This window comes from Thioalkalivibrio sp. ALM2T (assembly GCF_000381505.1).
Lineage (GTDB): Bacteria > Pseudomonadota > Gammaproteobacteria > Ectothiorhodospirales > Ectothiorhodospiraceae > Thioalkalivibrio > Thioalkalivibrio versutus.
The window spans coordinates 153245-172730 of sequence record NZ_KB906556.1; the positions used below are offsets into that span (position 1 = coordinate 153245).

The 19486-nt window shown below is 66.2% G+C and carries 18 protein-coding genes; 12 read left to right on the top strand and 6 right to left on the bottom strand.

Going from position 1 to position 19486, the window contains the following annotated elements:
• The 8 genes from F816_RS0100665 (at nucleotide 1) to F816_RS0100700 (ending at nucleotide 5676) form a co-directional block, all read left to right on the top strand.
• Nucleotides 1–1116, top strand: a complete 1116-nt coding sequence (locus F816_RS0100665) for a chemotaxis response regulator protein-glutamate methylesterase (RefSeq protein WP_019593104.1) — start codon at nucleotides 1–3, stop codon at nucleotides 1114–1116.
• Nucleotide 1117: 1 nt separating this feature from the next.
• A complete protein-coding gene (locus F816_RS0100670) occupies nucleotides 1118–1861 on the top strand; it encodes a flagellar motor protein (protein ID WP_018145737.1) in 744 nt (247 codons plus the stop codon).
• Between the two features lie 7 nt (nucleotides 1862–1868).
• Complete coding sequence (gene motD, locus F816_RS0100675) at nucleotides 1869–2771, top strand: flagellar motor protein MotD (RefSeq protein WP_019593105.1); 903 nt, start codon at nucleotides 1869–1871, stop codon at nucleotides 2769–2771.
• On the top strand, nucleotides 2768–3568 hold the full coding sequence (locus tag F816_RS0100680; protein WP_018169735.1) for a ParA family protein: 801 nt from the start codon (nucleotides 2768–2770) through the stop codon (nucleotides 3566–3568). Before motD ends, F816_RS0100680 begins: the two co-directional genes overlap by 4 nt.
• Entirely contained in the window at nucleotides 3565–4275 is a 711-nt protein-coding gene (locus F816_RS0100685) for a chemotaxis protein CheW (protein ID WP_019593106.1), read from the top strand. Before F816_RS0100680 ends, F816_RS0100685 begins: the two co-directional genes overlap by 4 nt.
• Nucleotides 4276–4402: 127 nt before the next feature.
• On the top strand, nucleotides 4403–4861 hold the full coding sequence (locus tag F816_RS0100690) for a chemotaxis protein CheW (protein ID WP_018145733.1): 459 nt from the start codon (nucleotides 4403–4405) through the stop codon (nucleotides 4859–4861).
• Between the two features lie 63 nt (nucleotides 4862–4924).
• Entirely contained in the window at nucleotides 4925–5110 is a 186-nt protein-coding gene (locus tag F816_RS0100695) for a hypothetical protein (protein WP_018169737.1), read from the top strand.
• A gap of 140 nt (nucleotides 5111–5250) precedes the next feature.
• Nucleotides 5251–5676 (top strand): DUF2802 domain-containing protein, encoded by a 426-nt coding sequence (locus F816_RS0100700; RefSeq protein ID WP_018145731.1) that lies wholly within the window; start codon nucleotides 5251–5253, stop codon nucleotides 5674–5676.
• On the opposite strand, the gene F816_RS0100705 is transcribed toward F816_RS0100700, so the two are convergent.
• Both F816_RS0100705 and F816_RS0100710 read right to left on the bottom strand, forming a co-directional pair.
• A complete protein-coding gene (locus tag F816_RS0100705) occupies nucleotides 5671–6033 on the bottom strand; it encodes an EscU/YscU/HrcU family type III secretion system export apparatus switch protein (protein ID WP_019593107.1) in 363 nt (120 codons plus the stop codon). The genes F816_RS0100700 and F816_RS0100705 overlap by 6 nt on opposite strands.
• 4 nt (nucleotides 6034–6037) lie before the next feature.
• On the bottom strand, nucleotides 6038–7306 hold the full coding sequence (locus F816_RS0100710) for a flagellar hook-length control protein FliK (RefSeq protein WP_019593108.1): 1269 nt from the start codon (nucleotides 7304–7306) through the stop codon (nucleotides 6038–6040).
• A gap of 119 nt (nucleotides 7307–7425) precedes the next feature.
• On the opposite strand from F816_RS0100710, the gene F816_RS0100715 reads away from it, so the two are divergent.
• A complete protein-coding gene (locus tag F816_RS0100715) occupies nucleotides 7426–7917 on the top strand; it encodes a low molecular weight protein-tyrosine-phosphatase (protein ID WP_026333070.1) in 492 nt (163 codons plus the stop codon).
• A 197-nt stretch (nucleotides 7918–8114) separates the two neighbouring features.
• Here F816_RS0100715 and F816_RS0100720 read toward each other — a convergent pair whose 3' ends face one another.
• A complete protein-coding gene (locus F816_RS0100720; protein WP_019593110.1) occupies nucleotides 8115–11120 on the bottom strand; it encodes an Rne/Rng family ribonuclease in 3006 nt (1001 codons plus the stop codon).
• 435 nt (nucleotides 11121–11555) lie between these two features.
• On the opposite strand from F816_RS0100720, the gene F816_RS0100725 reads away from it, so the two are divergent.
• From F816_RS0100725 to F816_RS0100735, 3 genes are read left to right on the top strand one after another with little or no spacing between them, the layout of a single operon-like run.
• Nucleotides 11556–12536, top strand: a complete 981-nt coding sequence (locus F816_RS0100725) for an RluA family pseudouridine synthase (RefSeq protein WP_019593111.1) — start codon at nucleotides 11556–11558, stop codon at nucleotides 12534–12536.
• Complete coding sequence (locus F816_RS0100730) at nucleotides 12533–13228, top strand: HAD family hydrolase (protein ID WP_019593112.1); 696 nt, start codon at nucleotides 12533–12535, stop codon at nucleotides 13226–13228. Before F816_RS0100725 ends, F816_RS0100730 begins: the two co-directional genes overlap by 4 nt.
• Before the next feature lie 13 nt (nucleotides 13229–13241).
• Nucleotides 13242–14207, top strand: a complete 966-nt coding sequence (locus F816_RS0100735; RefSeq protein ID WP_019593113.1) for a S49 family peptidase — start codon at nucleotides 13242–13244, stop codon at nucleotides 14205–14207.
• A gap of 30 nt (nucleotides 14208–14237) precedes the next feature.
• On the opposite strand, the gene F816_RS0100740 is transcribed toward F816_RS0100735, so the two are convergent.
• The 3 genes from F816_RS0100740 to F816_RS0100750 form a co-directional block, all read right to left on the bottom strand.
• Complete coding sequence (locus tag F816_RS0100740) at nucleotides 14238–14915, bottom strand: CsiV family protein (protein ID WP_019593114.1); 678 nt, start codon at nucleotides 14913–14915, stop codon at nucleotides 14238–14240.
• Complete coding sequence (mfd, locus tag F816_RS0100745; RefSeq protein WP_019593115.1) at nucleotides 14916–18386, bottom strand: transcription-repair coupling factor; 3471 nt, start codon at nucleotides 18384–18386, stop codon at nucleotides 14916–14918. It lies immediately after the preceding gene.
• A gap of 193 nt (nucleotides 18387–18579) precedes the next feature.
• Nucleotides 18580–19476 carry a carbon-nitrogen hydrolase gene (locus F816_RS0100750; protein ID WP_019593116.1) on the bottom strand — a complete coding sequence of 299 codons (897 nt, stop codon included), beginning with the start codon at nucleotides 19474–19476 and terminating at the stop codon, nucleotides 18580–18582.
• Nucleotides 19477–19486 lie beyond the last annotated feature (10 nt).

The window sequence follows — 19486 nt, forward strand, 5'->3', positions numbered from 1 at the left end:
ATGCCGATCAGGGTTCTGGTGGTTGATGACTCGGGGTTCTTTCGTCGGCGTATCGCCGAGATCCTGGATTCCGATTCCGGCATCGAGGTCGTGGGTTCGGCCGAGAATGGCGAGCAGGCGATCGCCAAGGTCCGGGAGCTTGATCCCGATGTCGTGACCATGGATATCGAGATGCCGGTGATGGACGGCATCACCGCGGTGCGCAAGATCATGGCCGAGCGTCCGCTTCCGATCCTGATGTTCTCCAGTCTCACGACCGAAGGAGCCCAGGCGACCCTGGATGCGCTCGAGGCCGGTGCGGTGGACTTCCTTCCCAAGCGCTTCAGCGACATGGCCGGGGACGAGGATAGCGCACGCATGCTGCTTCGGCGCCGTGTGCGCTCGCTGTCACGCAGCCGGGCGCGCTCCGTCAGTGCCCCGGGCACGACCACGCCTGCGCGGGAAGCCCGTCCGTCCGCGCGCCGCGAAGAGACGGACCGTCAGGCGGCGGCCGATGCGCGCAAGCCAGCTCCGGCGGTTGCCAGTTCTCGGCCGCCGACGCCGTTACGGCAGTTGCGCGCGGTGCTGATTGGTACCTCCACCGGCGGTCCGGTGGCGCTGCAGGAGGTGCTGAAGCCGCTCCCGGCGAATTTCCCGCTGCCGATCCTGCTGGTGCAACACATGCCCGCCAGTTTTACCCCGGCCTTCGCCGAGCGCCTGAATGCCATGTGCAATATCGAGGTACGTCAGGCGAAGGACGGCGATGTGCTGAAGCCGGGCGTGGCCCTGCTGGCGCCGGGCGGGATGCAGATGACGCTGGAACGCGGCAGCCAGACGCATGTGCGAATTGCGGAGAGCCCTCTAGGCACCATCTACAAGCCGAGCGTGGATGCGGCCTTCAGCTCCGCCGTGGAGGCGCTGCGCGGGCAGGTGCTTGCCGTGATCCTCACCGGCATGGGCGCCGATGGCCGCGAAGGCACGCGGGCATTGAAGGGCGCCGGCGCACAGGTGTGGTCGCAGGATGCGGCGACCTGCGTGGTGTACGGGATGCCGGCGGCAGTGGCCGAGGCCGGCCTGTCCGATCATGTCTACCCGCTGCCCGAAATCGGGCCCGCACTGGTGAAGGGGTTCTGCTGACATGGATATCCTGAGCCTCATCGGGATTACCCTGGGGCTGGTGGCGGTTCTCGGGGGCAGCATTGCCAAGGGCAGTGGCCTGGGCGCGCTGTGGAATGCCGCGGCCTTCCTGATCGTGGTGCTGGGGACCCTGGGGGCGACCCTGGTGCAGGCACGGCTGTCGGTGTTCATGCACGGTATGCGCATCCTGCCGTGGGCCTTCAAGCCGCCGAAGGTCGACAATCGCGCGACGGTCGAGCAGATCGTCGAGTGGTCGCATGTCGCGCGCAAGGAAGGCCTGCTAGGCCTGGAGACGCTGGCCGACGAGGAGACCGACGGCTTTGCCCGCAAGGGGCTGCAACTGCTGGTGGACGGTAGTGAACCGCAGACCATTCGCCAGATCATGGAGGCCGACCTCGACAACCGCGAGCACTTCGACCTGCAGGGCGCGAAGATCTTCGAGAGCATGGGGATCTATGCCCCGACCCTGGGGATTGTCGGCGCGGTGATGGGCCTGATGGCGGTGATGCAGAACCTCGCGGATCCGAGCAAGCTGGGGGCGGGCATCGCGGCGGCCTTTGTTGCCACGATCTACGGCATTGCCTCGGCCAACCTGCTGTTCCTGCCGGTGGCCAACAAATTGAAGTCAATCATTCAGAACCGTTCGCAACACCAGCAAATGCTGATGGAAGGCCTGATCGCCATCGCGGAAGGGGAAAACCCGCGGAACATCGAAAGCAAGCTGAGTGGCTTCATCCACGAGTGAGGTCACCATGGCACGACGCAAACGGGCGGAAGAACATCAGAATCACGAGGCATGGGCCATCCCCTATGGGGACCTGGTCACACTGCTGCTGGCGTTTTTCGTGGTGATGTACGCCATCTCCTCGGTGGACGACGGCAAGTACCGGGTACTGTCCGAGTCGCTGGTGGACGCCTTCCGCGCACCGATGCAGGCCGACCCGATTCAGGTCGGGGATCCCACCGTGGCCCGGGAACGTACACCGCAGGATCTGCGAGCCCTGGTGCCTATCGAGGTCCAGCCGGGTCTGGTGGAAGACGGTCCGCAGCCCATCGACATGGCTTTGAGCGGGATGCTTGACGAGGGCCCGGACGACGCTGGGATGCAGGCGTTCCTGGACGAACTGGCGGATACCGCGCGCGAGATCGAACAGGCGATGGCGCAATGGATCGAGGATGGCGACCTGCGCGTGACGCGCGAGGCCTATTGGCTGGAGATCGAGATCACCAGCCGTCTGCTGTTTGCGTCCGGGGCGGCGACCCTGAACCCCCAGGCGGAGGGGCTTCTGCAAGAGGTTGGCGGGATTCTGGCGCCCCGTGTCTCCCGCGTTCATGTGGAGGGACACACGGACAATGTGCCCATCCAGACCGCAATCTATCCGTCGAACTGGGAGCTGTCGTCCGGACGGGCGGCCGCGGTGGTCAGCGTGTTCGAGGAGGTCGGGGTCGATCCGGAGAATCTGGTCGCCCTTGGCTATGGCGAGCACCGGCCGACGGCCAGCAACGACACCGCGGAGGGGCGAGCCGAGAACCGGCGCGTGTCCATTGTGGTATTGCCCGGGGGGCGTCCGCGTGCCGAGGGCGCGCAGGAACCGGAGCGCCTGCGCGAGGATCTTCCGCCCGCACCGCTCCCGACGGATGGAGACACACCATGAAGGTCTGGGCGGTTGCGAACCAAAAGGGCGGTGTGGGCAAGACCACCACCACGGTGACGCTGGGCGGCCTGCTGTCGGGCCCGGAGCAACGCGTCCTGCTGGTGGATGTGGACCCGCACGGATCGCTGACAGCGTATTTCGGCCATGATCCGGAGACCGCCACGCGCGGGGTGTACGAGCTTTTCAGCCAGTGTGCCGAGGGGGCGGATCCAGACCCGAATGGCCTGATCCGCGAGACCCGGTTCCCGGGGCTGGACCTACTGACCGCGAGTACTGCGCTGGCGACGCTGGATCGCCAGCTGGGCACCCGCAGTGGCATGGGGCTGGTGCTGCGTCACGCGCTGGAGAAGATCTCGGGGCAGTACGACTACGTGCTGCTGGATTGCCCTCCGATGCTCGGAGTGTTGATGGTCAATGCCCTGGCCGCCTGTGACGAACTGCTGGTTCCGGTGCAGACCGAGTTCCTCGCCCTGAAGGGGCTGGAACGAATGATCAATACCCTGAAAATGGTACAGAAATCGCGCAAGTCCGAGTTGGCGTACCGAATTATTCCGACCCTGTTCGACCGTCGAACGCGCGCGGCGCACGAGGCCCTGTCGGAACTGCGCCGTTTGTACGGTGACGACGTCTGGCCGGGCGTAATCCCGGTGGACACGAAATTCCGTGATGCCTCCAGTGCCGGGCAGCCGCTGTGTTTCATGATCCCGGACGCCCGGGGCGTGCTTGCCTACTCGGATCTGCTGGAGGCCATTGGTGGTCGGCTGTCCGAACCCCATGAACGGAGGCGACGCGGATGAAACGTTCCATAGTCGACAATCTGGCCCTGAAGGCCGAGCCGGAGGCGCTGGATGACTACTTCGGCAGCCTGCTGGACGAGCCGGAGCCCGTTCGCCCGCTTCTGAGACCGGATATCCTGGAGCCACGGGCGCCGGTAGAAGAAGCTGCGCCCGCAGTGGAGTTGGAAGCCCCGGTCCGTGAAGCGGATGCGGTGGACGTCCCGGCGCCGGTAGTGGCCTCGACCCCACCAGCCCCACCGGCCGATCCGGCGGAGCGCGAGTATGCGCGGCCCGAACAGCCGTTTTCGGCCCTCGTGATCGAGGCCGGCAACCTGACCCTGCTGGCGCCGCTGCATGCGCTGGGCGGGGTGGCGCCGCTGGACAGCCTGGAAGTGCGGCCCACCCCGAATCATTCGGTCTGGTACCTTGGATTGGCGGATACCAAGCAGGGGCGGGTGCAGCTGATTGACCTGGCCGCAGTGGTGACACCGGAAGATCGTGATTACGAGCCGGATACGGCCCGGCAGGTGGTGTTCCTCGCGGGTTCGCGGTTCGCGCTGGCCTGCCGCGCGATTCACGGCACCCGGGTGATCCATCCGGAGTCGTTGCGCTGGCGCAGCCACCGCCGACGCCTGCCCTGGCTGGCCGGCGTGGAACGCGAGAAGATGGCGACGTTGCTGGACCTGGAGGCGCTGGACCGCACTCTCGACGAGGGTGGCTGGGACTGATCCCTGCCGGTGCCATTCAAGCATGGCGGTAATCGGCCGATAACCCGGTCAAGACGACTCTACAGGGCGGCCCCCGCCGGCACGGAATATCGAGGATGACATGAGCAGCGCACAAGACGTAGAAGCCATGACCAAGGCCGACACCGCTCCGTATGTGACTTTCAGTCTCGCGGAGGAAACCTATGCGATCGACGTTCTGCAGGTTCAGGAGGTCCTCAAGGTTACCGAGATCGCCCCGGTACCGGGTGTGCCGGACTACATCCTCGGGATCATCAACCTGCGTGGCAATGTCGTTACGGTGATCGACGCCCGGCGGCGTATGGGGCTGGATGATCGCGAATCGGATGAGGCCTCGCGCATCGTGATCATCGATGTAGACAACCAGAACGTGGGGATTCTGGTGGATTCCGTTTCGGAGGTCGTGCGGATCTCCCCGGATTCGGTCGAGCCGGCGCCCGAGGTGGGTAACGATGACAGCAGCCGCTTTATCCAGGGCGTGACCAGCACCGAGGAGGGCCTAACCATCCTGGTGGACCTCAACAGGCTGCTATCGGACGACGAGTGGGCGCAGTTGCGCGAACTGTAGCCGCGCACATCGGGTCTACAGTCAACAGACGAGGACCATGAGGCGCAAGCCGGGAGGTGAGCCATGGTCGACGAACTCCAGCCGGACCGGACTGTTCGACCGGTCCATACCACCGTTCCCGGGCGCAGTTTGAGCGACGACCATGACCGCGATCCGGTGTTTCGTCCCGCAGTGCGTCCAACCCAGCAGCGTCCGCCGCGCAAGGAAGAACGTCGCCAGCGGCGCGGCCTGATCGACGACTACGCCTGAACGTCCCGGGGACCGGCACGAACTCGGTCCGGGCGCGGTTCCGTGTCCGATTTTTTCGCCATGGCTGGTCACGCCCTCATGAATCACGCGACAATCGGCATGCCCTGGGTTTCAGGAGAGTGCAGGCAATGGGAGAGGGAATGCTGATCTGGCTCGCCGCGTTGATTGCGTTGCTGGCGACCATCGTCGCCGGATTTGCCGTGGGGCTCGTGATTCTGTTGCGTCGGCAGTTGGCGGCCCTGCGCCAGGATTATCAGCGCCAGGCCACCTCGGTGATGGCCCTGCAAGGGGCGATGAAGGCCCTGTCCGAGGGAGTCGCGACCCATGGGCAGGCACAGGCCTCGGTACAGCGTGCCCTGGAGCGCCTGCATGACCAGCACAGCGAGCTGCGCGCCCGCGAAGGCGACAGCGGTGCCTACGAGCAGGCGATTCTGCTGATCCAGCAGGGTCTGGGTCGTGAAGAGGTACGTCGGCGTTGCGGCCTCACTTCCACCGAACTCGATTTGTTGTTCAGCCTGCACGGCTCCGGGAATGCCGGCGGTACCGGGTTCGCCGGCCGATCATGAGCCCCGGTCCGGACCCTCGCGGTCCGGATTGGAGCGGCGCGAGGGATCCTGGTACCCGCTGGCCCGGTCGTCGGGTGTAATCCCTGCCAGCAGGAACACAAAGGCCAGGATCTCCGCGACCGCGACGTAGAGCTCTTCCGGGATCTCGCTGCCGACGGGGACCTGCGCAAGCGCCTCGCTCAGGGCCGGGTCCTGATGTAGCGGGATTCCATGTTCCTCGGCAATGCGCAGGATGGCCTCGGCCGTCAGACCCGAGCCGCTGGCGGTAATCCGCGGGGCCTGTCGACGATCCCATTCCAGTGCGACCGCCTTCGCAGTTGACTGGCCCCGGTCGTCCCCATGATCCTTGCGTGCCATCGGTTCAGGCCTGTTCGTCCAGCATGCGATGCGAACTCGCGGGGCGCGGGTCAGTATCAACCTCGCCCTGACGCACCGACAGCCCCGTCACACTCAGGTCGCGCTCGCCCAGCCGATCGCGGAGATAGGCCATTTCGCTGCGCAGCCGCGTGACGGTCCCGGCTTCGAGGGCGGTGAAATGCACGCTGACGCCTCCCTTGCGCGAGGCCAGGGCGATCCGTGTCGGGCCGAGGTCACCGATATCCAGTGTTAGCACGATGGACCAGGGCGGTTCGGCTTCGTCATCATTTCCGCCTTCGCGGTGGATCTCGCCGAAGACGCCGTGGATGCCCTGCTCGCTGCGCAGCGGCAATTCGAAAAACCAACGACTGTTGCCGGGTTCGTCACTTGCGAAGGATTGCAGCGACTGCAGCTGCAGGGACGTGACACGTTTCAGGAGCCCCTCCAGAAGGCCGGACAGTGCGGCCATGGCAGGGGGAGCCGAGGCGGTGGCGGGGGATGCCTGCGCTGCAGGGCGGGCATCCGCCCCTTGGCGAACTTGGTCGGCGGCACGCAGCAGCTGGGCCTTGAGATCAGCCGCAAATGGATGCATCGGGCCCTGACTGCGTCCGGCATGCCCCAGCATGGCCTCCATCCAGAGTCCCGATTGCTGGATGTGCTGGCGCAGGCTCTCGGGCTGTGCCAGTTGGCCCGGGGTGGGCAGGAGCTCCAGGATCCGTTGCAGTGCGGGCGGCGCCTGGGCCCCGGGGATGGCGCCGGTGGCTGGCGCGCCGGTGGCCGGTGTCAGCAGGCCGTGCAGAGCCGGCCCCAGCGGGCGTGCCCCGGGGAGCTGCTGGCGCAGTTCTTGTCCCAGCCATTGCTGGGCCGGGTTGGGCACTGAGCCGCTACTGGCGGGGCGGGGTGCGGCACGATCCATGGTCAGGGGGAGCAGGCGGACCTCCAGGCGTGGCTCGGTGCGGGTGATCTCGGCCAGCATGGCGGTGCCGGAAGCGCCCGAGCCGGGTCGGTTCAACAAGGCCGTGGGCAATGCGCCGGTCAGCTGGGCGGTTACCACCGGTGCGGGGGCGGAGGGGCGTGCTGCGGTCGGTGCGCCGCCGCGGCCCGGGGAGGGTTCGAGACGCAGCCGCACCCCGCGATCGGCTAGGACTTCCAGAACACGAACCTCGATGCGCGTTCCGCTCTGGAGGGATTGCCGCGCTCCGGTGCCCGCCCCACTGGCCACATTGCCAGGGGGTGTCCAGCCGGGAATGCGCGGACCGCCAAGGTCGACCATCAATGGATCTCGTGATGCAAAGCCTCAGCATGGCATACCGGGGGGCGCGGAATGAAACGGCCCGCCCAGGTTGCCCGGTTTGTTATCCTGATGCCTTTCGCGATTCGGACTGTGGAGCGATGTCGAAGATACGTGTACTGATGGTTTGCCTGGGTAATATCTGTCGCTCGCCGATGGCCCATGGGGTGTTCGAGGCGCGGGTGCGTGAACACGGACTGAGCGAGGCCATCGAGGTCGATTCGGCCGGAACCGCCGGGTATCACGTGGGGGCGAAGGCGGATAGCCGGGCCCGCCAGGAGGCGCGCTCGCGCGGCTACGATCTGGAACATCTGCGCGCGCGCCGGCTGGAGCCCGAGGATTTCCTGGAGTTCGATTACATCCTGACCATGGACGACGCGAACTACCGCAATGCCGAGCGCATCCGTCCGGCAGATGCGCGGGCGGAGTTGCTGCGGTTTCTGGATTTTGCGCCACAGTTCGACGAACACGAAGTCCCGGACCCGTACTACGGCGGGGACGAAGGCTTCGTGCACGTCATGGACCTGGTGGAAGCGGCAGCCGATGGTTTGCTGGAACATATCCGCGAGCGCCACACGTTGAAGGCCTCCTGACAGCACTTCCGGACGCGTGGCGGACCGAGCGCAGGAGTCGCTGCCGGAGTCGACTGGCGCAGGGTCGCGTTCAAACCGAGTCAAAGGCATCGGTCTGACCCTTCTGGAATATCATCCATTCGGAATCCCGAGGCCAGAACGGCAAAGGGCCCGCCTATAGGCGGGCCCTTTTTGGTTGGACGAGGGACCTCGTCCTGTCAGTCGTCGCCTTTGCGGCTCGGACTTTCGGCGGCCGGTTCCGCTGGCTCGGCAGTGGGCTTGGGCGCGGCAGGTTTGTCGTCTTTCGCCTCCGCAGGCTTTTCTGCTTTCACTTCGTCCGGCCTTGAAGCAGCGGCCCCTTCATCGGTGGGGGTGGTCTCCGCCTTGGTCGCCTTTGGCCGCCGGGTTCTTGGCTTGGGAGCGGTGTCCGGCTGGTCCGTCGAGGCCGCGTCGGTCTTGCTCGCGGCATCCCCGGCATCGGCTGCGGCCTTCTTGGCCCGGGCCGGGCGCTTGGCCGGGGCCTTGTCGCTTTGGCCTGTGGCGTCCGCCGTGTCCTGCTTCGCAGCCGCCTCGGCTTTTGGGGACGGTTCCCGGGAATCGGAAACGGCCGGCTGGCCTTCCGTCGGGGTGTTCGGCTCGCTGGAGCCCGGAGTCACTTCGCCGGTGGAGGTATCTGCGGAGGCCGGGGCCGGCTTGCGGCCGCGACCACCGCGGCTACGCCCCTTGGCGGGTGCGGCGTCCTTGGGGGCGCCATCGTCGGGGCTGGCCTTTTCCGGTGGCGGGGTACTCTCGCCACCGTCCCTGGTTGGGGCCGAGGACTCGGGATTCTGAACTTCTTTGGGCGGCTCAGCGTGCGTTTTTCCGGTGTCGGCCGATGCGACTGAGTCCGCGGCGGCCGTATCACTGCCGGATTCCGGAGCGGAACCCTCGTTTGCGGTGTTCTGCGCACTGTCGTTGCCGGCTTCGCCGGCGTTTTCGCCAGAACGTCCACGACCGCCACGACGCCGGCCACCGCGACGGGAACGGCGGGACCGGGTGCTGCGCCCCTTGCTGCCGTCATCCTCGTCCGACTTCTCCGGTCCGTTACCCGCAGGAGTGTCCGCGGCCTCGCTAGTGGCGGCCTCGTCCTTGTCCCGTGTCGGCTTCTCGGCCGGTTTCGAATCTGCGGACTTCTCGGGTCCCCTGGTGTCAGGCGTCCGGCCTTCGGCGGCTTGTTTCGGCGATTCGTTGCTCGTGCCCTTCGCGGCATCGGCATCTTTCTTGCCGCCACGACGGGAACGGCCCTTGGCACCATCCGGCTTGGTGCCATTGCCCTTGGCACTATCCGCCTTGTCGGGTGCGCCCTTCTTGCCCTTGTCGGCGTCGTCACGCTTGTCGCCGGTATTGCGGCCGCCGTTGTCGGCCTTTTTCCGATTGCCCCCGCGGCCGCTGCCTTTGCCGCCGCGGTTGCTTTCGCCGGCGCGCCCGCGACCTCCATCCTTGCGGCTGTCTTCCTGATCATCTTCCGGTCCGTCCGCCGGACGCGCGTTGGGGAACAGCGAGGACCAGATGCGCGTGAAGAATCCGGGCTTCGCCACCGGCTGTGACGTCTCCGGAGCGGAGGGTGCGCTGTCGCTGACCGGGGCCGGGCCGGTCATCTTGACGCCCTGGACCAGCGGCTTTTCGACCTTGCTGCGGCGCTCCTGATGCGGGTCGCTCTCGTCCTCGGTGGTCTCCACCAGTTCGTGCGAGCCGCGATCGCTGATTGTCTCTTCGCGTTCGTCGCCGCGCACGCGGCGGACCTCGAAGCGTGGGGTGAGGTACTGCGGGTTGGGGATGATGCTGATGTCGACCTTGTGGCGATCCTCGATGTCGTTGATCGATTCGCGCTTCTCGTTCAGCAGGAAGGTGCCTACGTCGACCGGGACCTGACCCATCACCAGGCCCGTGCGGTCCTTCATCGCCTCTTCCTCGATTAATCGCAGGATCGACAGGGCGAGGGACTCCACACTACGGATCTGGCCGTGACCCTGGCAGCGCGGGCAGGTGTTCTGGCTGGATTCCCCCAGTGACGAACGCAGGCGCTGGCGCGACATCTCCAGCAGGCCGAAGCGGCTGATGCGCCCGACCTGGACCCGGGCGCGATCCATTTCCAGCGCTTCGCGCAGGCGGTTTTCGACCTCCCGCTGGTGCTTGTTGGCGTTCATGTCGATGAAATCGATCACGATCAGGCCGCCCAGGTCGCGGATGCGCAACTGGCGCGCGACTTCTTCCGCTGCCTCCAGGTTGGTGTGGAAGGCGGTCTCCTCGATGTCGCCACCCTTGGTCGAGCGCGCAGAGTTCACGTCGATGGAGATCAGGGCCTCGGTGTGGTCGATGACCAGCGCACCGCCGGAGGGCAGGGTGACGTCGCGGTCGAATGCGCTCTCGATCTGGCTCTCGATCTGGTAACGATTGAACAGCGGGACCGGGTCATCGTAGCGCTTGAGCTTGCGCAGGCTGTTGGGCATGACCAGACGAACGAATTCCTCGGCCTGCTGGTAAACGTCGTTGTCATCGATGATGACCTCGCCGACGTCGTTGCGCATGTGGTCGCGCAGGGCGCGGATGATGACGTTGCTTTCCTGGTGGATCAGCGCCGGGGTCTTGGCCTTTTCCGCCGCTTCGGTGACCGCCGCCCACAGGGCAGTCATGTAATCCAGATCCCACTGGAGCTCTTCAGTGGTACGCCCGACGCCCGCGGTACGGGCGATTACGCCCATGCCGTCCGGCATCGTCAGTCCGGAGAGTGCGTCACGCAGGGAGGCGCGGTCTTCGCCCTCGATGCGGCGCGAGACTCCACCGGCTTTCGGGTTGTTGGGCATCAGGACCAGATAGCGGCCGGCCAGGCTGATGTAGGTGGTCAGCGCGGCACCTTTGTTGCCGCGTTCTTCCTTTTCGACCTGGACGAGGAGTTCGGTGCCTTCCTTCAGGAAGTCGCGGATTGGCTTGTCGCTGTCGGCAGGGGCGCCAACCGCGGAATGAGCGATTTCCTTGAACGGGAGAAACCCGTGGCGATCAGCACCAAAGTTGACGAACGCGGCCTCCAGGCTCGGTTCGACGCGGGTGATCTTGGCCTTGTAGATGTTCGCCTTTTTGCGTTCGCGCGAAGGCAGTTCGATATCCAGGTCGTACAGCCGCTGGCCGTCGACCATGGCGACCCGCAACTCTTCCGGCTGCGTGGCATTGATCAGGATGCGTTTCATGCATTGGACTCGGTAGGGCGTCCTGGCGTCCGGCGGGGAAGATCGGGGTCCGGGGTGCGGCGATCGAGCGGCGGCACGGCAACGCTTGCGCACGCGTGCTCGCAGCGGCGGCGCGTAGCACAAGCCAACGCGCCAGCCAGGTGTTCACCAGCAACCACGGGATCAGTCGCCTGCGGGAGGCGTAGCCGGGGAGACAGGACTGGGTTAGAAGAAATAGCGTCACAGTGTCGCTTTGTGGCGATGGCCCTTCGACCGGAGGCTGCTTTCAGCCTGTGGATCGAAGCGGCGGGTGATTCGAGGCGCGTTGCAGGCGTAGCACAGCAACGTACCGTGGGCCAATGTAGGGCATAACCCCCCGTCCGGGCAAGTTTTTCCGCCCGCAAGGGGGATGGGTGCAGTAGCCCGGTGAGCGCGGCTCCGGTAGCATCCCGCGCCATGAAAGCAACGCGCGAACCCTCCGGCCCACGTACCTTCCGGGTCACCGAGCGTGGTGACGGTCAGCGGCTCGACAACTTCCTGCTCCGCGAACTGAAGGGCGTACCCAAGGACCTGATCTACCGCCTGGTCCGTCAGGGCGCCGTGCGGGTGGATGGGCGCCGGGCCAAGGCGCACAAGCGCCTGGCTGTCGGGAACGAGGTCCGGGTGCCGGATCTGGATCGACCGGAGGCGGCCAGCAACGAAATCCCGCCAAAGGTGCTGGATCGGTTGCGTCGGGCGATTATCCACGAGGATGACGATGTGCTGGTGCTGGACAAGCCGTCCGGCCTGGCGGTGCACGGCGGGAGCGGGCTGGCGTTCGGCATTATCGAGGCGATGCGCCAGTTACGGCCTGATATCGAGCTGGAACTGGGGCACCGCCTGGATCGGGAGACCAGTGGCTGCCTGCTGCTGGCCAAGCGCCGTTCGGCGCTGCAAGAGTTCCATGCCGCGTTGCGTGAAGGGCGGGTCGAGAAGCGCTACCTGGCGCTGCTGGTGGGGCAGTTCGCGGGCGGACAGACCATCGAATGCGATGCCCCGGTCGCCAGTGGCCGACAGGAAGACGGCCGCCGCCGAATGCGTGCGGGCGAGACCGACAGCGACGGACCGCGGGCACGGGAAGCCCGGAGCGTCTTTGTTCCGCTGGAGGTGCACGGTGCCTTCCAGTTGGCGGAGGTGAAGATCGGGACCGGCCGCACGCACCAGATTCGCGTCCACGGCCAGTCGATCGGCCATCCGGTGGGGGGCGATCACGACTACGGCTTGCCGGATGCCAATCGCAGCCTGCGGCGCCATGGGCTGAAACGGCTGTTCCTGCACGCACAGGCACTGGCATACCAGTCGGCGGACGGCGAGCGACATATCTTCTCCGCCCCGTTGCCGGACGAGCTGACCGCGGTGCTCGCGAGCCTGGATGCCGGAGGCGAGGACGACGCATGATGGCCTCGTTGCTGCCACCGGAGGAGGGCGACCTGCGCCTGGTTGTGTTTGACTGGGATGGAACGCTGATGGACTCGCCTCGCCGGATCGTGCACTGCCTGCAGCGTGCGGCGAAGGATACCGGTGTCCCGGTGCGGGACGAGGCGACGCTGCGCAATATTATCGGGCTCGGGGTTCAGGCGGCGGTCCGCGAGCTCTACCCGGACGCCGATGATGCCTTCGTGCAGCACTTTTCCGACACCTATCGCGAGTGCTATCTGGCGGCTGACGATGCCCCGGAGACCCCGCTGTTCGCCGGCGTGAGCGACCTGCTCGACTGGCTGGATACGCGCGAGATCCTGCTAGCCGTGGCGACCAGCAAATCGCGACGGGGACTGGACCAGGCCCTGGAGGCGACCGGTCTGGGCAGGTACTTCGTGGCAACCGCCACGGGCGACGAATACCCGTCGAAGCCGAATCCGTCCATGCTCCAGTCCGTGATGGGGCGCGCGGGGGTGGAACCGGCCCGGACGCGCATGGTCGGTGATAGCGTTTATGATCTTGAAATGGCGCGGCATGCAGGAGTACCGGCCGTGGCTGTCACCCACGGGGTGCATTCGCCGGAACGTCTGAGTGACGAATCCCCCCTGGCCTTGCAGCCGGATCTGGAATCGCTGCTTGAGGCGTTCCGGCGGGCTGAAGGTACAACTTAGAAAAGGAATGACGATGGGCTGGGCGAACGAGAACAAACCGGGCTGGGAACGCGAGGCCCTGGAGAACCTGGTCCAGGCACAGGTGATCGAGCAACGCCGGGCCCGACGCTGGGGCATCTTCTTCAAGCTGTTGTTCTTCTTCTACCTGGTCGCGCTGCTGATCCTGGTGCGCGGCGGCGATCTGGGCCTTTCGGGGATGTTCGAGAGCGAACGCGAGCCCACCGAACACGTGGCCGTGGTCAAAGTCGAGGGGTTGATTGCCTCCAGCGCGGCGGCCAATGCCGAGGACATCTCCAAGGTTCTGAAAGAGGCCTTTGAGGCGGATGGCACCCAGGCGGTAATGCTGCGTATCAACAGCGGGGGCGGAAGCCCGGTGCAGGCCGCCAACGTGCACGACGAGATCCTGCGGCTAAAGGAGAAGCACGCGGATATCCCCGTGTATGCGGTCATTGGGGATGTGGGCGCCTCGGCGGCCTATTACATCGCGGTAGCGGCGGACGAGATCTATGCCAGCCAGGCCAGCATGGTGGGTTCGATCGGCGTGCGCATGGACAGCTTCGGGCTCGTGGATCTGATCGACAACATCGGTGTGGAACGACGTCTGTTTACCGCCGGCGAGAACAAGGGGTTCCTGGACCCGTTCCTGCCGTTGGACGATGACCATGTGAATCACCTCGACGGGGTGCTGCAGGGCGTGCACGAGCAGTTCGTGGACGTGGTGCGTGCCGGTCGTGGCGATCGCCTGGTCGAACGCGACGATCTGTTCAACGGCCTGATCTGGACGGGCGACCGATCGGTAGAGCTCGGCCTGATCGATGGCATCGGCACGGACCGCAGCGTGGCGCGCGACGTGATCGGTGTGGAGAAGATGGTGGAGTTCAAGCCGCGGCGCAGCGCGCTGCAGTTGCTGTTCGAAGACCTCGGCATGGCGGCCTTCCAGCAATGGATGAGCTGGGAGACCACGCCGCAGTGGCGCTGAGGCGCGCTGCCCGGCCTCCCAGTCTGCGGGTCAGCTGCGATCGATGCGGGTGACGCGGGCGATCATGCCGATCACCGGATGGTCCAGGTAGAACAGTTCGTCGCCGGAGTTCATGCGCTGGCTGCCGCGTACCGTTATCGCGCGCGGCGGCTGGTCTCCCTGCGGTTCCTCGACGTGGTAGATCAGGTCGGTCTCCAGGTGCAGGAATCGCCCCACCCAGATACGCAGTCGGCCCTCCAGCTCGAAGCGTTCGTCCTGTTCCTCCATGAGCGGACGCGGCATCCGGTCGGCCTCGTCGTGCAGAAGATCACGCGTACCGATTCGCCGTCCCTGCTGCACTCGCAGCCAGGGGGCGGAGGCGTGGTCGCGTCCAGTCTGATCCCAGGCCAGGCTCGCCAGGATGCGCCCGGCGCCGGAGTCCTCCACACGGCGTACCACGCGCTGCAGTTCAAAGCCCCTGCGTGAGTCGCGATAGATCCGCCCGCCCAGTTCGGATTCGCCGAGCATGGCCTCGCGCGGCGCGGCGAGCTCCATCTGCAGCCGACGGCTCTCGTCCGTGCGATGCTCGAAGATCACCAGTTCGATGCGATACTGGCGTCCAGCCTGTGCCAGGGCCGGCCCCGTGGCGCCGGCCAGGGGCAGAGCGGCCAGCCCGCCCAGCAGGCGGCGGCGAAGGGGGTTGTGGGATTCGGATGGGTCGTTGCGCATTCAGGCGGCCTGTTGTTCGGGGCTGATGGTGTTCAAGAGGCGCAAGACGGCCTGCGCCCGAGCCTCCAGTGTCTCCATCGGCGCAAAGAAGCGGAAGGCCTTCTGGCCATCCAGTTTGTACATTTGTGGATCGGATTGCACCAGCTGGATCAGGGCCGCGATGTCCAGATTGGGACTCGGGCCAAAAACCAGGCGTCCGCCGGCAGGGCCCAGCTCCAGCTTGCGAATCCCGAGCGGGGTCAGCTTCAGCCGCAGACGGGCGGCCTCGAACAGGGCCTTGGCCGGGTCCGGAAGCAGGCCGAAACGGTCCACCAGTTCGACTTCAAGCTCGCGAAGGGCATCGGAGGTCGGTGCGCTGCTGATGCGCTTGTAGAGGATCAGCCGGGTGTGCACGTCGGGTACGTAGTCGCCCGGGAGCAGGGCGGGAAGGCCCAGTTCCACCTCGGTCCCGGTGGCCGCGGGCCCTTCGAGTTCCGGCATGTTGCCGGAGCGCAGGGCATTCACGGCGCGGTTTAGCAGGTCGTTGTACATCGAGAATCCGACCTCGTGGATCTGCCCGCTCTGCTCGTCGCCGAGCAGCTCGCCGGCACCCCGAATCTCCAGGTCGTGGCTGGCCAGGGTGAAACCCACGCCCAGGTCCTCCAGCGATGCGATGGCCTCCAGCCGTTTCTTGGCATCGGCGGACATGGCCTTCTCAGGCGGCGTGATCAGGTAGGCGTAGGCGCGGTGGTGTGAACGCCCGACGCGGCCACGCAACTGGTGCATCTGTGCCAGGCCCAGCTTGTCCGCACGGTTCATTATGATGGTGTTCGCGGTGGGGACGTCGATGCCGGTCTCGATGATGGTGGTGCACACCAGGATGTTGTAGCGCCGGTGATAGAAGTCGAGCATCACCTGTTCCAGTTCGCGCTCGCGCATCTGCCCGTGGGCAATGCCGACCCGTGCCCCGGGCAACAGATCCTGCAGGCCCTGGGCAGTGCGTTCGATGGTGTTGACCTCGTTGTGCACGAAGTACACCTGGCCCCCGCGCCGGATCTCGCGCAGGCAGGCCTCCTGGATGATGGCGTCGTTCCATTCGTTGACGAAGGTCTTGATCGCCAGACGGTCGCGCGGCGGCGTGGTGATCACCGACAGGTCGCGCAGGCCGGCCAGGGCCATATTCAGGGTGCGCGGGATCGGCGTGGCGGTCAGCGTGAGCATGTCGACCTCGGCGCGCATCTTCTTCAGCGCCTCCTTGTGGCGTACGCCAAAGCGCTGTTCCTCGTCGACGATCACCAGACCAAGGTTGGAGAAGTCCAGGTTGGCCTGCAGCAGCTTGTGGGTGCCGATCACGATGTCGACCTTGCCGTCTTTCAGGCCCTCCAGTACCCCGGCCTGTTGCTTGGCGCTGCGAAAGCGTGACAGCGACTCGATGTGGACCGGCCAGTCGGCGAAGCGGTCGGTGAAGTTCTGGTGGTGCTGCTGGGCGAGCAGGGTGGTGGGGACCAGGACCACGACCTGCTTGTTGTTCTGCACCGCGACGAATGCGGCGCGCATAGCGACTTCGGTCTTGCCGAAGCCCACGTCGCCGCAAATCACGCGATCCATGGGTCGGCTGTCGGCCATGTCGGCGAGTACGGCATCGATCGCCTGTTGCTGGTCCAGGGTCTCCTCGAACGGGAAGCCGGCGGCGAAAGCGTGATACTCGGCGGTGTCGGTAGCGAAGACCGTGCCCTGTTTCGCCGCGCGCCGGGCATGAATATCGAGCAGTTCGACGGCCACGTCCCGCGCCTTTTCCGCCGCCTTCTTGCGAGCCTTGCCCCATTGCTCGCTGCCGAGCCGGTGCAGGGGGGCGTGTTCGGCATCCGCGCCGGTATACCGGCTGATGAGGTGCAGCGAGGACACGGGGACATAGAGCTTGGCCTCGTCGGCGTATTCCAGCGTCAGGAACTCCGAAGGCTGGCCGTTGAAGTCCAGGGTCTGCAGCCCGAGATAACGGCCTACGCCCTGTTCCTCGTGGACCACGGGTGCACCGATGGTCAGGTCGCTGAGGTTCTGGATGACTGCGTCTGCATCCCGTGTGGTGCGGTTGCGTCCACGGGTCTGGCGCGCGCGTTCTCCGAGCAGGGCGGCCTCGGGGGCGACGGCCACACCCTCGGGCAGCACGAAGCCCTCGCCGAGCGCGGCCACGGTGACGTACAGGCCGGGTTCGGCGGTTAGGAAGGCGTCCCAGTCGTCCACGGCATGATGGGGTACGGCCTGGTCCCGCAACAGCGTTAGCAATGCCTCGCGGCGACCGGCGGATTCTGCAGTCAGGAGCACGCGCTGTTGCCCCTCGACAAAGACCTTCAGGGGATGGGCTGGATCGTCGCGGCCCTGCTGCATGCCCAGCTCCGGCAGCGCGTCGCAGGCAAATGCGATATCCGCGCCGCGTCCCGCGGGGAGCGGAGCGGCCGGGTCGCCCAAGGCAATGCCGGAGTGCTCGCGCAGCGCGCCGGCCAGGCCGTCGACGTCCAGGTAGAGCCGTTCGGGCGGCAGCAGCGGTCGATCATACTGATGGCTGAGCTGTTCGAAGCGCTCATGGATCTCCTGGGCGAACTCCTCGGCCGCCCCGGCGATGTTGCCGACCTGCACCATCTGGACCTCGGGGCAGTAGTCGAACACCGTGTCCATGCCCTCGAAGAACAGCGGTAGGTAGGCCTCGATACCCGGCGGGACCAGGCCCTCGCTGATGTCGCGGTAGATCGGGTGCTTGGCGGGATCGCCTGAGAAATGCGCCCGGTAGCGGGTGCGGAATTCGCTGATGGAGGTATCGTTCAGCGGGAATTCGTGGCTGGGCAGGATCTCCAGTCGCTCGACCTTTTCCGTGGAGCGCTGCGACTCGGGGTCGAAGCGGCGCAGGGAGTCGATCTCGTCATCCAGGAACTCGATGCGCACCGGTTCGTCCGCGCCCATCGGAAACAGGTCCAGGATCTCCCCGCGGGCGGCGAACTCGCCATGGCTGATGACTTGTTGTACGGAACTGTAGCCGGCCTCGGTGAGGTTCTCGCGCAGGGTCATGCGGTCCAGGCGCTGGCCGGTTTGCAGGGCAAGGCCCTGGGTGGTTAGCCAGTCGCGCGGTGGCAGGCGTTGCATCAGGGTCGAGACCGGCATCAACACGATGCCGCGTTCCAGCCCCGGCAGGTGGTACAGAGTGCGCAGGCGTTCGGAGATGATGTCCTCGTGCGGGGAGAAGACATCGAACGGCAGGGTCTCCCAGTCCGGCAGGCGCAACAGCGGGAGGTCGTGGTCGCCGGCGAAGAACTCCCACTCTTCCTGCCAGCGGTCGGCTGCCTCGTTGGATTCCGTGATCACCAGCAGTGGCCGGGCGAACTCGCCGGCGTTCCGCGAAAGTGCGAGCGTGGCCGCCGAGGCATTGAGCCCCGACCACACCTCGAATCCGGAGCCGGGGAGGCGGCCGGGATGGAGCGGGTTGCGCCGTTGTTCGGACATGGGCCTGTTGTTCGGTCGGGGGGCGGAAAGGGCCGCGATTATACGGATTCCGCCTGACGGGTGCGCGTGAGCCAGAGGACGCCCTGACGAATTGGTTTGTACCGTGTGAGGGTCAAGGGCGTTTTTGCGGCGGAGGGCATGGAGACCGCGGAGGAGGGTCTGGGGCTGATCGCGCTAGTGGATGTTGATCACCTCAGGAGGGATCGATGTAGCGGTGCAGGATCGGGCCGTAGGCATCGATGCGGCGATCGCGGAGAAAAGGCCACTGGCGGCGTACGGCCTCGGTCCGGCCGCGATCCAGCTCGACGGTGAGGATCTCCGGCTGCGCTTCGCCGGCGCGGGCCAGGATCTCGCCCTGGGGCCCCGCGACGAAGCTTGTGCCCCAGAAGTTCGCGCCGGGCGTGTGTCCGGAGGGGTCCGGTTCGTGACCTGTGCGGTTACAGGCGATCACCGGCAGGTTGTTGGCAACGGCATGGCCGCGCTGGACGGTCATCCATGCGTCCTGCTGCCGGGCCTGTTCCTCGGGCGTGTCCTGCGGGTCCCAGCCGATGGCGGTGGGATAGATCAATAGCTCGGCGCCGGACAACGCCATGATGCGGGCGGCCTCCGGGTACCACTGGTCCCAGCAGACCAGGACCCCAAGGCGACCAACCGAAGTGTCGATGGGGACGAAGCCGGTGTCCCCCGGCGTGAAATAGTACTTCTCGTAATAGCCGGGATCGTCCGGGATGTGCATCTTGCGGTAGGTCCCGACCGGGCGGCCGTCGGTTTCGAAGACCACTGCGGTGTTGTGATAGAGGCCCGGGGCGCGACGCTCGAACAGGGAGCCGACCAGGACCACGCCGTTGTCCCGTGCCATTGCGCCCAGGCGCTCGCAGCTCGGGCCGGGGATCGCCTCGGCACGGTCGAAGGTGGCGAGATCCTCGGTCTGGCAGAAGTAGGGGCCGGTGTGCAACTCGGCCAATACAACCAGGCGGGCGCCGTTCGCGGCGGCCTCGGCGACCGCGGCCGCGGTGGCGTCGAGATTGGCGTCGACGCTCCCGGCATCGCGGTGCTGGATCAGGGCGACGGACAGGGCAGTGCTGGACATGGCGCGGGCT

Excerpts from the sequence above, each read along its gene's own strand:
- motD (WP_019593105.1), top strand. The coding sequence starts at position 1,869 with ATGGCACGACGCAAACGGGCGGAAGAACATCAGAATCACGAGGCATGG.
- F816_RS0100685 (WP_019593106.1), top strand. The coding sequence starts at position 3,565 with ATGAAACGTTCCATAGTCGACAATCTGGCCCTGAAGGCCGAGCCGGAG.
- F816_RS0100700 (WP_018145731.1), top strand. The coding sequence starts at position 5,251 with ATGCTGATCTGGCTCGCCGCGTTGATTGCGTTGCTGGCGACCATCGTC.
- F816_RS0100680 (WP_018169735.1), top strand. The coding sequence starts at position 2,768 with ATGAAGGTCTGGGCGGTTGCGAACCAAAAGGGCGGTGTGGGCAAGACC.
- F816_RS0100740 (WP_019593114.1), bottom strand. The coding sequence starts at position 14,915 with ATGCGCAACGACCCATCCGAATCCCACAACCCCCTTCGCCGCCGCCTG.
- F816_RS0100735 (WP_019593113.1), top strand. The coding sequence starts at position 13,242 with ATGGGCTGGGCGAACGAGAACAAACCGGGCTGGGAACGCGAGGCCCTG.
- F816_RS0100710 (WP_019593108.1), bottom strand. The coding sequence starts at position 7,306 with ATGGTCGACCTTGGCGGTCCGCGCATTCCCGGCTGGACACCCCCTGGC.
- F816_RS0100715 (WP_026333070.1), top strand. The coding sequence starts at position 7,426 with ATGTCGAAGATACGTGTACTGATGGTTTGCCTGGGTAATATCTGTCGC.
- F816_RS0100665 (WP_019593104.1), top strand. The coding sequence starts at position 1 with ATGCCGATCAGGGTTCTGGTGGTTGATGACTCGGGGTTCTTTCGTCGG.
- F816_RS0100705 (WP_019593107.1), bottom strand. The coding sequence starts at position 6,033 with ATGGCACGCAAGGATCATGGGGACGACCGGGGCCAGTCAACTGCGAAG.
- F816_RS0100720 (WP_019593110.1), bottom strand. The coding sequence starts at position 11,120 with ATGAAACGCATCCTGATCAATGCCACGCAGCCGGAAGAGTTGCGGGTC.
- F816_RS0100750 (WP_019593116.1), bottom strand. The coding sequence starts at position 19,476 with ATGTCCAGCACTGCCCTGTCCGTCGCCCTGATCCAGCACCGCGATGCC.
- F816_RS0100725 (WP_019593111.1), top strand. The coding sequence starts at position 11,556 with ATGAAAGCAACGCGCGAACCCTCCGGCCCACGTACCTTCCGGGTCACC.
- F816_RS0100730 (WP_019593112.1), top strand. The coding sequence starts at position 12,533 with ATGATGGCCTCGTTGCTGCCACCGGAGGAGGGCGACCTGCGCCTGGTT.
- mfd (WP_019593115.1), bottom strand. The coding sequence starts at position 18,386 with ATGTCCGAACAACGGCGCAACCCGCTCCATCCCGGCCGCCTCCCCGGC.
- F816_RS0100695 (WP_018169737.1), top strand. The coding sequence starts at position 4,925 with ATGGTCGACGAACTCCAGCCGGACCGGACTGTTCGACCGGTCCATACC.
- F816_RS0100690 (WP_018145733.1), top strand. The coding sequence starts at position 4,403 with ATGACCAAGGCCGACACCGCTCCGTATGTGACTTTCAGTCTCGCGGAG.
- F816_RS0100670 (WP_018145737.1), top strand. The coding sequence starts at position 1,118 with ATGGATATCCTGAGCCTCATCGGGATTACCCTGGGGCTGGTGGCGGTT.